The 13,463-nt window shown below is 64.1% G+C and carries 12 protein-coding genes; all 12 read right to left on the bottom strand.

Going from position 1 to position 13,463, the window contains the following annotated elements:
• Positions 1-12: 12 nt before the first annotated feature.
• The gene (dnaE, locus tag TZ00_RS16085) at positions 13-3,480 is read right to left on the bottom strand and encodes a DNA polymerase III subunit alpha (RefSeq protein ID WP_044443457.1); all 3,468 of its coding nucleotides are present in this window, start codon (positions 3,478-3,480) and stop codon (positions 13-15) included.
• A gap of 117 nt (positions 3,481-3,597) precedes the next feature.
• Complete coding sequence (locus TZ00_RS16080) at positions 3,598-4,521, bottom strand: RluA family pseudouridine synthase (protein ID WP_044443240.1); 924 nt, start codon at positions 4,519-4,521, stop codon at positions 3,598-3,600.
• Positions 4,521-5,099 (bottom strand): signal peptidase II, encoded by a 579-nt coding sequence (gene lspA, locus TZ00_RS16075; protein ID WP_238579726.1) that lies wholly within the window; start codon positions 5,097-5,099, stop codon positions 4,521-4,523. The genes TZ00_RS16080 and lspA overlap by 1 nt, the downstream gene beginning before the upstream one ends.
• The gene (locus tag TZ00_RS16070) at positions 5,089-5,739 is read right to left on the bottom strand and encodes a DivIVA domain-containing protein (RefSeq protein WP_044443239.1); all 651 of its coding nucleotides are present in this window, start codon (positions 5,737-5,739) and stop codon (positions 5,089-5,091) included. The genes lspA and TZ00_RS16070 overlap by 11 nt, the downstream gene beginning before the upstream one ends.
• Before the next feature lie 127 nt (positions 5,740-5,866).
• Positions 5,867-6,175 carry a YggT family protein gene (locus TZ00_RS16065; RefSeq protein WP_044443237.1) on the bottom strand — a complete coding sequence of 103 codons (309 nt, stop codon included), beginning with the start codon at positions 6,173-6,175 and terminating at the stop codon, positions 5,867-5,869.
• 7 nt (positions 6,176-6,182) lie between these two features.
• Positions 6,183-6,671, bottom strand: a complete 489-nt coding sequence (locus TZ00_RS16060; protein WP_044443235.1) for a cell division protein SepF — start codon at positions 6,669-6,671, stop codon at positions 6,183-6,185.
• A 41-nt stretch (positions 6,672-6,712) separates the two neighbouring features.
• A complete protein-coding gene (locus tag TZ00_RS16055) occupies positions 6,713-7,384 on the bottom strand; it encodes a YggS family pyridoxal phosphate-dependent enzyme (protein ID WP_044443233.1) in 672 nt (223 codons plus the stop codon).
• Positions 7,381-8,562 (bottom strand): cell division protein FtsZ, encoded by a 1,182-nt coding sequence (gene ftsZ, locus TZ00_RS16050; protein ID WP_044443231.1) that lies wholly within the window; start codon positions 8,560-8,562, stop codon positions 7,381-7,383. The genes TZ00_RS16055 and ftsZ overlap by 4 nt, the downstream gene beginning before the upstream one ends.
• 165 nt (positions 8,563-8,727) lie before the next feature.
• A complete protein-coding gene (locus tag TZ00_RS19465; RefSeq protein WP_084606222.1) occupies positions 8,728-9,834 on the bottom strand; it encodes a cell division protein FtsQ/DivIB in 1,107 nt (368 codons plus the stop codon).
• Positions 9,831-11,243, bottom strand: a complete 1,413-nt coding sequence (gene murC, locus TZ00_RS16040) for a UDP-N-acetylmuramate--L-alanine ligase (protein ID WP_044443230.1) — start codon at positions 11,241-11,243, stop codon at positions 9,831-9,833. Before murC ends, TZ00_RS19465 begins: the two co-directional genes overlap by 4 nt.
• A 60-nt stretch (positions 11,244-11,303) precedes the next feature.
• On the bottom strand, positions 11,304-12,380 hold the full coding sequence (locus TZ00_RS16035) for a UDP-N-acetylglucosamine--N-acetylmuramyl-(pentapeptide) pyrophosphoryl-undecaprenol N-acetylglucosamine transferase (RefSeq protein ID WP_044443228.1): 1,077 nt from the start codon (positions 12,378-12,380) through the stop codon (positions 11,304-11,306).
• Positions 12,377-13,456 carry a putative lipid II flippase FtsW gene (gene ftsW / locus TZ00_RS16030; RefSeq protein ID WP_238579725.1) on the bottom strand — a complete coding sequence of 360 codons (1,080 nt, stop codon included), beginning with the start codon at positions 13,454-13,456 and terminating at the stop codon, positions 12,377-12,379. The genes TZ00_RS16035 and ftsW overlap by 4 nt, the downstream gene beginning before the upstream one ends.
• Positions 13,457-13,463: the final 7 nt, after the last annotated feature.

The following is a 13,463-nucleotide window of genomic DNA, read 5'->3' as shown; positions in this document are numbered from 1 at the left end:
GACCTTCCGCGATCACGCCAGGCAGTTCGGCCCGAGAAGCGACTTCAGCTCACCGTAGAGGTCGGCCGAGACCCTCACCGGATAGGGAATTTCGAAGACCCGCGCGGTCTGACCCTTGACGAGCTTCAACCGAACTTCTGTGTCGCCGGAGTGCCGGATGAGCACGTCGTTCAGCGCCTGAACTGTGTCAGTGGTCGCCCGCGCCTCGGTCAGAGAAATCTCGACAGGGCCGAAGCCTCCGGCCTGGCCCAGATCGGGTGAGAACAGACTGAACGCGTGAAGATTCAGGCCGTCGTCGCGCATGCTGACCCGCCCGCGAACCACGACGATGGCGTCGTTGGTCAGTGCCGGTGCGAACTCCTGATACGACTTGCCCATGAACATGGCCGTGACTTCGCCGCCGAAGTCCTCGATCTGGATCATGCCGTATTGGTTGCCGCTGTTGCGTGCCGTGCGATGCTGCACGCTGGTGATCAAACCCGCGACGGTGACCTGATCGCCGTCTTGGGTGTGCTCGCTGGCGAGCAGGTCGGTGATCGATGTCGACGCGTGCTTCGCCAGGGGGATCTCGAGACCGGCCAACGGGTGGTCCGACACGTACAGTCCGAGCATCTCCCGTTCGAACGCGAGCTTGTCTCGCTTCGTCCACTCCGGCCGTTCGGGAACCTGGCTCTCGGTCTGGGGCTCGTCCCACAGGCTGTCGAAGTCGAATCCGACCTGGCCGTTCGCCTCGGCCCTCTTGTCGCTCACCGCGCTCTCGACCGCATCCTCGTGAATCTCCATCAACGCGCGACGCGACGAGCCCAGGGAGTCGAACGCGCCGGCCTTGATCAGAGACTCGATTGCCCGCTTGTTGGTGACGGGCAGAGGAACCTTGCGCAGGAAGTCATGGAAAGTCTCGAAGCGGCCCTTCTCCTCGCGAGAATTCTTGATGCCGTCGACGACGTTGAACCCGACGTTGCGCACGGCGCCGAGTCCGAATCGGATGTCCTCCCCCACGGCCGCGAAGAAGCCGATCGATTCGTTGACGTCGGGCGGAAGCACCTTGATGTTCATGCGCCGACACTCGTTGAGGTAGAGAGCCATCTTGTCTTTGGAGTCGCCGACGCTGGTCAGCAGGGCGGCCATGTACTCGGCCGGATAGTGGGCCTTGAGGTACGCGGTCCAATACGACACCACACCGTATGCCGCGGAGTGGGCCTTATTGAAGGCGTAGTCGGAGAAGGGAAGAAGGATGTCCCAGAGGGTCTGAACGGCCGCCATCGAGTATCCGTTGGCCTTCATACCGGCGGAGAAGCCCTCGAACTGCTTGTCGAGCTCGGACTTCTTCTTCTTTCCCATCGCGCGGCGCAGCAGGTCGGCCTGGGCGAGCGTGAAGCCGGCGAGCTTCTGAGCGATCGACATGACCTGCTCTTGGTACACGATCAGGCCGTGGGTTGTGCCCAGCACCTCCTGAAGAGGCTCTTCGAGCTCGGGGTGAATCGGGGTGATCGGCTGCAGACCGTTCTTGCGCAGGGCGTAGTTGGTGTGCGAGTCGGCGCCCATGGGGCCGGGCCGGTAGAGCGCGAGCACGGCCGAGATGTCTTCGAAGTTGTCGGGCTTCATCAGACGCAGGAGCGAGCGCATGGCCCCACCATCGAGCTGGAAGACCCCAAGGGTGTCTCCGCGGGCCAGGAGCTCGTACGACGGCACGTCATCGAGTTCGAGATCCTCGAGAACGGGGCGGTGCCCTCGGTTCGATTGGATGTTGTCGAGCGCGTCGTCGATGATCGTCAGGTTGCGAAGACCCAGGAAGTCCATCTTGATGAGGCCGAGCGCCTCAGCCGCCGGGTAGTCGAACTGCGTGACGATCTGCCCGTCTTGCTCGCGCTTCATGATCGGGATGATGTCGATCAGCGGCTCGCTCGACATGATGACGCCGGCCGCGTGCACGCCCCACTGTCTCTTGAGGTTCTCGATTCCGACGGCGGTGTCGAAGACGGTGCGCGCCTCGGGATCGCTCTCGATGACCGCGCGGATGTCGGATGCCTCTTTGTAGCGCGGGTGCTTCGTATCGAAGATGCCCGAGAGCGGGATGTCTTTTCCCATGATGGGCGGCGGCATTGCCTTGGTCAGCTTGTCGCCCATGCCGAAGGGGAAGCCCAGAACGCGAGACGAGTCTTTTAGCGCCTGCTTCGCCTTGATCGTTCCGTAGGTCACGATCTGGGCCACGCGCTCGTCGCCGTACTTCTCGGTGACGTACTTGATGACCTCGCCACGGCGACGGTCGTCGAAGTCGACGTCGAAGTCGGGCATGGAGACGCGGTCGGGGTTGAGGAACCGCTCGAAGATCAGGCCGTGCCTGATCGGGTCGAGGTCGGTGATGTTCATGGCGTAGGCCACCATCGAGCCTGCGCCCGAGCCACGACCGGGACCGACGCGGATTCCGTTCTTCTTCGACCAGTTGATGAAGTCGGCCACAACGAGGAAGTAGCCGGGGAACCCCATCTGAAGGATGACGCCGGTCTCGTACTCGGCACGCGCACGCACATCGTCGGGGATGCCGTTCGGGTAGCGGGCGATCAGGCCCGCCTCGACCTCCTTGACCAGCCAGGAATCTTCGGTCTCGCCTTCCGGGACAGGGAACCGGGGCATGTAGTTGGCCGAGGTGTTGAAGACCGTTTCGCACCGCTCGGCGATGAGCAGCGTGTTGTCGCACGCCTCGGGGTGATCGCGGAACAGGTGCCGCATCTCGGCTGCGGACTTGAGGTAGAACTCGTCGGCGTCGAACTTGAACCGGTTGGGGTCGGACAGTGTCGAACCCGACTGGACGCACAGCAGGGCGGCGTGGCTCGTCGCATCGTGTGCGTGCGTGTAGTGCAAGTCGTTGGTTGCGACCAGCCGCAAGTCGAGTTCTTTGGCCAGCCGCAGCAGGTCGGGCATGATCTGCCGCTCGATGCCGAGCCCGTGATCCATGATCTCGGCGAAGTAGTTCTCTTTGCCGAAGATGTCGCGATAGTCGCTGGCTGCCTTGAGCGCCTCGTCGTACTGCCCCAGCCGCAGGCGGGTCTGGATCTCGCCGCTCGGGCATCCGGTGGTCGCGATGAGCCCTGTCGAGTACATGCTCAGAAGCTCGCGGTCCATGCGCGGTTTGAAGTAGTAGCCCTCGATAGAGGCCCGCGACGAGAGCCGGAAGAGGTTGTGCATGCCCTCCGTCGTCTCGGAGAGCAGGGTCATGTGGGTGTAGGCACCGGAACCCGAGACATCGTCTCGACCGGAGTTGGGGCCGCCCCACTTGACCCTTGTCTTATCGCCTCGGGCAGTGCCGGGCGTGATGTACGCCTCGGTTCCGATGATCGGCTTGATGCCCGCGTCGGTGGCCGTCTTCCAGAAGTCGAACGCTCCGAAGACGTTGCCGTGGTCGGTCACGGCGACGGCAGGCATGCCCTGCTCGACCGCTGCCTCGATCAAGGGTTTCACCCGCGCGGCACCGTCGAGCATCGAGTACTCGCTGTGCACGTGGAGGTGAACGAATGAATCCTGAGAAGGCACAGATGACTCCGACTAATGCTGGGCTGAGAGGTCTCAAGTTTACGTCGGCTCCCCCGACACGCGACCTCAGTCGCGGCGAAGAATATCGAGCGCGTGCTGCAGATCGAGCGAGTACGGCGATTCGAACGACACGTACTCTCGGCTTCTCGGGTGGATGAATCCGAGGCGTTTCGCGTGCAGCCATTGCCTCGTGAGGCCGAGACGCGTCGAGATCGTCGGGTCTGCACCGTACATCGCATCTCCGACGCAGGGATGCCGCTGTGCAGCCATGTGCACGCGGATCTGATGCGTGCGCCCCGTCTCGAGATGCACCTCGAGCAGCGACGCCGAGGGAAAAGCCTCGAGCGTCTCGTAGTGCGTCACGCTCGGTTTACCGGCGGCGGTCACCGCGAACTTCCAGTCGGAACGCGGATGGCGTCCGATGGGCGCGTCGATGGTGCCCGCGAGAGGGTCGGGATGACCCTGTACGACGGCGTGATAGATCTTGTCGACCTCGCGGTCGTGAAAGGCGCTCTTGAGCCACGTATAGGCGTCTTCGCTCTTCGCGACGACCATAAGACCGCTGGTGCCGGCGTCGAGTCGATGCACAATGCCGGCGCGCTCTGCGGCGCCACTCGTGGAGATGCGGAAGCCCGCCCCCGCCAGCGCCCCGAGAACCGTCGGCCCGGTCCAGCCGACGGAAGGATGCGCTGCAACACCGACGGGCTTGTCGATGACGACGATGTCGTCATCGTCGTACACGATTCCCAGATCGGGCACGTCGATCGGCACGATCTGCACTTCGGTCTTAGGGCTCCACGTGACCTCGAGCCACGAGTCGGCCCGGAGTCTGTCGGACTTGCCGACCTCGACACCGTCGACCGTTACGCCGCCGGCATCGAGGATCTCTGCTGCGAAGGTGCGCGAGAATCCGAGCATTTTCGCCAGCGCGGCGTCGACCCGTGTGCCGTCTAGGCCGTCAGGAACCGGAAAGGAACGGCTCTCTGCCATCAGGAGGTCTCGCCCGGCGATGTCGCCGACGACTCCTGGAGTTCATCTGACTCCCCGTCGCCCGTGCGGACGGGCCGGGAGCCGTCGAGGCCGATGCCACGCAGAGTCAGGATGAGGAAAAGGCCCATGCTGACGACAATCGCGGTGTCGGCGATATTGAAGATGGCCGGCAGCAGCGGAATGCGGAGGAAGTCGATCACATGCCCGACTCCGAAGCCCGGCTCGCGGAACAGCCGATCGGTCAGATTGCCGAGCACACCTCCGAGGAGGAGGCCGAACACGATCGCCCAGCCGAGCGAGCGGATGCGACGTGCGAACCACACGATGAACACGGTGACCGCAGACGCGAGGATCGAGAAGATCCAGGTGTAGGCGTTGCCTATGGAGAAGGCGGCGCCTGGATTCTTGACGAACTGAAACTGGAGGAGGTCGCCCAGCACGGGGACGACCTCATCCGGTTTCAGCGTTGTGACAACGAGATACTTGGAGCCTTGATCGAGGATAAACGCAGCGATTGCAACGAGAACCAGGACGATCAGGACCCTGGGACTGGCCTTCGCGGCAGTCCTAGCCTCCAAAGCCGGTGTAGCTCGGTGCGGAGGAGTTCGATCCGCCTTCGGTGCCCGAGGAGTCGAGGTCGCGGAGCTGGCCCTCGATGTAGCTCTTCAGCTTCACTCGGTAGTCCTTCTCGAACGAGCGCAGCTCGTCGATGCGGTGCTCGATGGCAGCCTTCTCCTGGTTGAGGCGGGCGAGGTCGTTGCGCTGCTTCGTCTCTGCTTCGGCGACGATGCGTGCGGCGGTGGCGTGGCCCTCGGCGATGAGTGCATCGCGCTTGTCCGCGCCTTCCTTGACGTGCTCGTCATGCAGGCGGCGTGCCAGCTGCAGCAGGTTCGTGGTCGAAGCCGCGTCGTCGTCTGCGGCGGGCGCCGGAGCAGCGGCGACCGGAGCCGGAGCGGCCGCGACGGGCTCGGGGACGACCTGGTCGGCGACGGGAGCGTCGGCAACAGGCTCGGAGACGACGGGTGCGTCAGCGGCGGCCGACGGAGCAGAGCCGCCCGAAGAGAGCTGAGCACGAAGCTCCTCGTTCTCCTGGGTCAGTCGACGGAGTTCAACGACGACCTCGTCCAGGAAGTCATCGACCTCGTCCTGGTCGTAGCCCTCGCGGAACTTGGTCTGCGCGAAGCGCTTGTTAACAACGTCTTCTGGAGTTAACGCCATGTTCTTCCACCTTTATTACATTCGACGAACGGGGATATCGCTAACTAACGCTAGCAATAAACACGGCGGCGGGCATTCAGGCCCACGGGCACGTGTCTCGATTGTGCATGACACACACTACAGCGAGCTACGCCGAATACCTGACGAGGTTCAGGATGAACATGGCGATGATGACGAGCAGCATCACAATGCTCCAGCCGAAATCGAACGCCACAGGCCCGAGACGGAGCGGCGGGATGATTCGGCGGAAGAACTTTATCGGAGGGTCGGTCACCGTGTACGCGACTTCGGCGATGAACAGCACAGCGCCTGCCGGTCGCCAGGAACGCTGGAAACTCTGCACCAGGTCGAGGACGAAGCGCCCCCACATGAGAAAGAAGTAGACGAGCAGCGCGTAATACGCGACTGACGCGACGATGATGACGAGTAGATCCACTCGTCAATTATGACTGGACGAAGAAGGATGACTCCGCGCGCGTGTCCGCCGATGTGTCGCCAGAGACCGAAACGTGCGACGGCGAAAGCAGGAACACCTTGCTGGTGACGCGCTCGATCTTTCCGTAGAGGCCCTGCGACAGCCCGCCGGCGAAGTCGATGAGGCGACGCGCGTCGGCATCGGTCATCTGCGACAGGTTGATGATGACCGGGATACCCTCGCGGAAGTTCTCTGCGATGACCTGAGCATCTTTGTACTGCTTGGGGTGAACCGTGAGGATCTCGTTCATTTCAGTGGGTGCCACGTTCTTCTGGATGTGCGTCTTGCGCAGCGGAGTTACTGGTGCCCGCGTTGCGGCCGGTGCGGCGTGCGCCTGCGCCGAGTGGGACTGGGGAGCGGGAACCGGGGCGACGGGACCAGGGGCGGGAGTTTCATACTCCAGCTCTTCGTCCGCCAGACCCAGGTACACCATCGTCTTGCGAAGCGGGTTGGCCATTGTGTTCCTCCGGTATGTGATTCAGGTGCCTAGTCGCAAGATTAACCGCCCGTTGGGCGATTTCCAGTGATTGCGGTACCAATTCGTAGGTGTGTCGCCCCTTCGGCGATGGCCGACTCGAAATCGGCAGACATACCGGCCGAGATCGACGACGCCGTGGGCGCGATGCGACGGATGCGCTCGGACAGCTGGCGAACTCGAGCGAAGGCGGCTCCCGGGTCTACGCCGAGGGGCGCCACAGCCATCAGACCTTCGAGCCGGATGCCTTGGGCGCGTAGCGCGTGCTCGGTCAACTCCTCGAGCTGGTCGGCGGCCGCTCCCCCGCGTGCAGGATCGTCGGTGAGATTGACCTGCAGGAAGATCGACGTATCCGTGTCGTCCGACGACAGCGAGTCGATCAGCGAAGCCCTGTCGATCGACTGAATGATGCGTGCATACGAACGCACCTGCCTGGCCTTCTTGCCCTGCAGCTGCCCCACGAAATTCCAGCGGAGGTCGGTCAGATCGGCAAGTTCGAGAGCTTTCTCGCGGGCCTCCTGGTGACGATTCTCAGCGACGTCACGTATGCCGAGCTCGTAGAGTTCGCGCACGAGCGACGCCGGATGGAACTTGGTCACGGGAATGATCGTGAGTTCGTCAAGGGTGCGCCCCGCTCGGGTCGCAGCGGCTGCGGCCCGAGCTGTGACCTCCGAAAGGCGTTGCTCGAGTGTCACTTGAGGAAGTCGGGAACGTCCAGGTCGGTATCGTCGTCTTCCGACGCGGGATCGAAGGCGACGGCACCGGTGAGGTGGTGCTCGCCGGTCTGCGACCACGACGGGGTCTCGGCCGGCTGCTCCTCGGCGTGACGAACGGGGGCGAGCGTCGAAATGGCGGTTCCGCCGGGGCCGTACGGGTCTTTTTCGTCTGCCGACGCGACAAAGCTTCCGCGCCTCTGATCTGTCGCGTCGCCGCCGTCGAAACCGGCGGCGATGACGGTGACACGCACCTCGTCGCCGAGCGTGTCGTCGATGACTGCACCGAAGATAATGTTCGCCTCGGGGTGCACGGCGTCCTGAACCAGCTTCGCGGCATCGTTGATCTCGAAAATTCCGAGGTTCGATCCGCCCTGAATCGAGAGGAGCACACCGTGTGCACCCTCGATGCTCGCCTCGAGAAGCGGCGACGCGACAGCGAGTTCGGCCGCCTTGATGGCCCTGTCGGCCCCACGAGAGGAACCGATCCCCATAAGAGCCGAGCCTGCACCCTGCATAACGCTCTTGACGTCGGCGAAGTCGAGGTTGATGAGCCCGGGTGTCGTAATGAGGTCGGTGATGCCCTGAACACCGGCGAGCAGTACCTGATCGGCCGTAGAGAAGGCCTCGAGCATGCTGATGCCGCGGTCGCTGATCTCGAGCAGGCGGTCGTTCGGCACGACGATGAGGGTGTCGACCTCGTTCTTGAGAGTCGCGACACCGTCTTCGGCCTGCGCAGCGCGGCGCTTGCCTTCGAATCCGAAGGGCTTCGTGACGACACCGATGGTCAGGGCGCCGATCGACTTCGCGATGCGTGCGACGACGGGCGCGCCACCCGTTCCCGTGCCTCCACCCTCGCCCGCGGTGACGAAGACCATGTCGGCGCCGGACAGGGCCTCTTCGATCTCTTCGGCGTGGTCTTCGGCGGCTCGACGACCCACCTCGGGGTCGGCGCCTGCGCCGAGTCCACGGGTGAGTTCACGACCGACGTCGAGCTTGACGTCGGCATCGCTCATCAGCAGCGCCTGGGCGTCGGTGTTGATGGCGATGAACTCGACACCCCGCAGTCCGAGTTCGATCATGCGGTTGACGGCGTTCACGCCGCCGCCGCCGATTCCGACAACTTTGATGACTGCGAGATAGTTCTGGTTGGTTGTCACGTCCGGCCTCCGCTGGAACCCTAAACCTCTAGCTGAGACTTAAAGTTATATCGAGTATGCATTTCTTTGTTTCGAACCTAAGGGCGCGGCCGGGTCCTTCCACTCCACGCACCCCGCGTGTCGCGAACTGAGGGCGCAATGAGGGGGCAGACGGAGACCGGCGCGTCAGTGCGTGATCGGAGCCTCGGGAGAGGACACGTCGTATTCAGTGACGTTCGGGATGCCGGGGTTCGAGATCATGCTCGCGATGATGCGCGCCTTCAGCGCGGAGTCCTCCGCACTCCCCCAGACCACGCGTTGGCCGTTCGTCAGAGCGAGCGTCACGGAATCCGGCGTTGGCGCGCTCACCGAGTCGACCTGGGCGAGGAACTCGGGGCTAAGCGAGAGCAGCACCTGACTGGCCGCAGCGAAACCGGCCGAGTCGACCGGGGTGGCCGCGACATCGATGGTCGGGTAGCCGGGCGCGCGAGCCGGAGTGGTCTCGACGACGACGCCGGCGGCATCCACTAGGTTGAAAGCGCCATCAGCGGCGACTGTCACGACCGGGCGCCGCTCGACGATGCGGATCACGAGCGTGTCCGGCGGCCGGGCCTCTGTGACGTAACTCTGAATCAGAGGGAAGGTTTCGAGGGTTCGTTTGACCTCGCCGAAATCGACCAGCGTCAGCGGTCTACCGAGCTGGTCGCCGAGCGCTGCCGACACCGCTGACGCATCGACGCGGGACGCGCCCTCGACGGTGATCGTGCGCACGGCGAGCAGGGGCGAATACGCGGTCAGAACCACAACGAGCACCAGAACGACGGCGGCGCCGAGACCCACCAGGTACTTGCGGCGACGGCTGCGAGTGGCCTGCGTGAACCGTCGAGCCTCGGCACGCTCGTATCTGCGGCGGCGCTTCTCGGCGTGAGCGAGGTTCTTCTCGGCTTCAGCCGCCTTCTCGACGGTGGGATCGGTGCGACGGGTGAGCCACCACGGTTTGGGACTTGAATCGTCTGCGTCGTCGCGCACAGAATCGCGCTCGTCGCCGAGCGATACTTCTGGCAGAGGAGGGAGGGGACGGTAGCCGGTCGACGCCTCCGGCACTGAAGCCGCTGCAATCGGAATGATATCGATCGGCTCGGTGACCGCCTCGACATCAGACGTCGACGCCTTCTTCGAACGCCGGATGCGCCCCGGTGCGCGTCGGCCAGATTCAGTGCCGCGGGGGCCGGCCGGTTGCTCCGCATCCGGTGGCCCGGCGGATGGCGGCGTGACGCCAGGAGGTCGTTTCATGCCGCCGGCGGCGCCTGCGTCTCACGGGCGAGCGCGTCGAGCAGCTGCGGCACGATCAGGTTGACGTCTCCGCATCCGAGTGTCACAACAAAGTCGCCGGGCCGGGCGATCGACGCCATGAAGTCGGCCGCTTTCTGCCAGTCGTCGATGTAACGCACGGCTTCGGCGTTCGCGAACTTTTCAGACACCAGCGCGCCGGTCACGCCGGGCACCGGATCTTCGCGTGCGCCGCAGACGTCGAGGACGATCGTGAAGTCGGCCGTGCGCTCCAGAGTCTCGGCGAACTCGCCCGCCATCAACTGGGTGCGCGAGTACAGGTGAGGCTGGTGCACCGCGATGATGCGACCCTCGCCCACAACGGTGCGAGCGGCCGTGAGAGCGGCTGCGACCTCCGTGGGGTGGTGGGCGTAGTCGTCGTAGACGCTGACTCCCCTGACCGTGTCGTGCAACTCGAAGCGGCGACCTGTTCCGCCGAAACGGGCGATGGCATCCAGTGTTTCGGCCGGGGCGAAGCCCATGCCCACCAGAACGGCGAAGGCGCCCGCCGCGTTGAGGGCGTTGTGCCGACCGGGAACGAGCAGCGAGCCCGCGTAGTCGTTGCCGAGGTAGCGCACCTGGAAGGTGACGTTGTCACCGGTCTCGACGGAGTGGAGGCGCACGTCGGCGTTCTCGTTTTCTCCGAAGGTCAGCACGCGGTCGGCGCCGAGCCGCTCGGACACCCGGATCGCGCCGGCATCGTCGGCCGAGATGACAACGAGTTCCGATGCCTCGTCGGCGAACGTGACGAAGGCGTCTTCAACGGCCTTCACAGACCCGTAGTGGTCGAGATGGTCGGGGTCGACGTTCGTGATGAGCGCGACGGCCTTGTCGTACAGCAGGAACGATCCGTCGGATTCGTCGGCCTCGAGCACGAAGATCTCGCCCTCGCCGCTCGCGGAGCTCGTGCCGAGGGCCGAGATAACTCCGCCGTTGACGAAGCCGGGCTTCTGACCGAGCTCGATGAGCCCTGTCACGATCATGCCTGTCGAGGTGGTCTTGCCGTGCGCTCCGGCGACCGCGACGAGGCGATGACGGCCGGCGACCCAGGCCAACGCCTGCGATCGGTGGAGGATGGGGATGCCTCGTTCTTTCGCGAGGAGATACTCGGGGTTGTCGGGCCAGAGGGCGCTCGTCACGACGAGCGTGTCTGCGTCGCCGAGGTTCTCGGCTGCGTGTCCGATGCTGATGCGCGCACCGCGTTCGCGGAGCGCCTTCGTGCCCTTCGACTCCTTCGCATCCGATCCTGAAACCGGGATGCCGGCATCGATCATCAGACGCGCAATGCCGCTCATGCCCGAGCCGCCGATGCCGACGAAGTGCACCGCACCGAGCTCGGCTGGTATCTGCTGACTGAGATCTGGCTTGATCACGGGGTACGACTCATTTCTTCGAACGGAACCCGGCGCAATGCGCCGGACCAGTGATCAAGATTACGCTCTCGCCACTGCACGCTGGATCAGATCGGCCAGCCGCGCATCGCCGTCGGCGATGCCGACCTGGCGGGCGGCGTGCGCCATCGCATCGATGCGCGAGCGGTCGGCGAGAAGCTGGCTCAGCTCGCCGGCGACGAAGCTCGACGTGAAGCGGGCATCGTCGACCAGCACGGCCGCACCGGCCTCGACGAGGTCGTGAGCGTTGACTTTCTGCTCGCCGTTGCCGACCGGATAGGGCACGAGAATGCTCGGGAGACCAAGCACGGCCAACTCCGAGACGGTCGCTGCCCCTGCCCTGGCGACCACGAGGTCAGCAGAAGCGAACGCGAGGTCCATGCGATCGGAGTACTTCACGACCACGTAACCGTCTACACCGGGGTCGACGATGTCGGGCTTGTCCCCCCAGATGTGCAGGATCTGCCACCCGGCGTCGAGAATCACGCCGAAGGCATCCCGAATCGTGTGGTTGAGCCTCTGCGCGCCCAGCGATCCGCCGGTGACGAGGAGCACGGGCGCGGCGCTGTCGAGCCCGAAATTCTGCCGGGCCGGGCCGGATGCCGCGCTCATATCGAGCGTGGCGATCTCACTGCGCAGGGGCAGGCCGGTGAGCACGGCGTGCGGCAGCGGGGTTCCGGCGAAAACGACGCCCACATAGGGCGTGAATCGCGCACCAAGCCTGTTAGCCAACCCCGGCCGGGCATTGGCCTCGTGGATGACGATGGGTACGTGAGAGCGACGGGCCGCGAGATAGGCGGGTGCGGCCGCGTACCCGCCGAATCCGACCACCACATCGACCGACCGCTCTGCAATGAGCGAGCGCAACTGCGCGATGACGCCGCGAAGGCGCGGAAGGAATGCGACCGCGGCTTTGCCCGGCCTGCGCGGGAACGGAAGCCTCGGAATGACCACGAGTTCATAACCCCGCAGGGGCACGAGGCGCGCTTCGAGCCCCTCTGCGGTGCCGACCACGATGATCGACGCGTCGGGTTCACGGCGTCTCAACTCATCGGCGGTCGCGAGAAGGGGATTAACGTGCCCGGCCGTGCCGCCACCCGCAAGCAGATAGGTGGTCATCGAATGGAACTCTTCGAGAGGTCGTCGACCGACCGGCTGTTGTGTCTCGCGATCGAAAGCACCATGCCGACCGCCAAGAGGCTGGTCACGAGAGCCGAGCCACCGGAGGATATAAGCGGCAAGGGCACACCGAGAACCGGGAGGACCTGCAGAACAACGGCAATGTTGACAAACGCCTGGCCGATGATCCAGACCATCACGGAGCCTGTCACGACCCTCGAAAAGAGTTCCGTCGACGACCTCACGATTCGCAAGAAGGAAATCGCCAAAACGACGAAGAGTGCAAGCACCACAACAGCGCCGACGAGGCCGAGTTCCTCGCCGATGATGGCGAAGATGAAGTCGTTGTCCGCAGCGGGGAGCCATAGCCACTTGGCCTTGCTGTTGCCGAGACCGACACCGAAGACCCCGCCGGCTGCCATCGCCCAGTCAGCGTGCTGATTTTGATAGCTCAGACCGGTCTGGTCTCCACCACCGATGCCCAGGAAGTTCTGGATGCGCTCGATACGCGACGACCGTGTCAGAACGATGACGACGGTCAGAACGAGGGCGATCACCACCGGGATCGCAAGCATCCGCACCTTGATGCCCGCGAAGAAAAGCGCCCCGAAAACCAGTGCGGCCATGATCATCGCTGTTCCCATGTCGCCTCCGAGCAGCACGACAAAAATGCCGAGGGCGGCCACGGGGAGTGCGGGAATCAAGACGTGACTGAAACGATTGAGGTAGGGCTCCTTTTTCGACAGAATGACTGCCAGCCATGCCACGAGCCCAAGCTTGATGAGTTCAGAGGGCTGGGCATTGAATCCGCCGATCCCGATCCAGTTGCGGTTACCCCCGGACTCGATTCCCAGGGGCGTGTAGAGCACCAATATCTGCAGAAATATTCCTGCGACCAGCGGAACCCACGCGAAGCGGCGCCAGACCCTCACCGGCGTCTGGGCCATTATCAGCATCAAAGGAACGCCGAAGGCGGCGAAGATGGCTTGTCGCCAGAAAACACCAAACGCTCCCTGCGATCCGGCGTACGACGAAACCGAACTCGCTGACAGCACCATGACCAGCCCGAATAGCATGAGGAAC

The organism is Agreia bicolorata (assembly GCF_000938265.1).
GTDB lineage: Bacteria > Actinomycetota > Actinomycetes > Actinomycetales > Microbacteriaceae > Agreia > Agreia bicolorata.
Note: the sequence above shows the minus strand (reverse complement) of the source record. Positions and strands in the feature narration are given on the sequence as shown.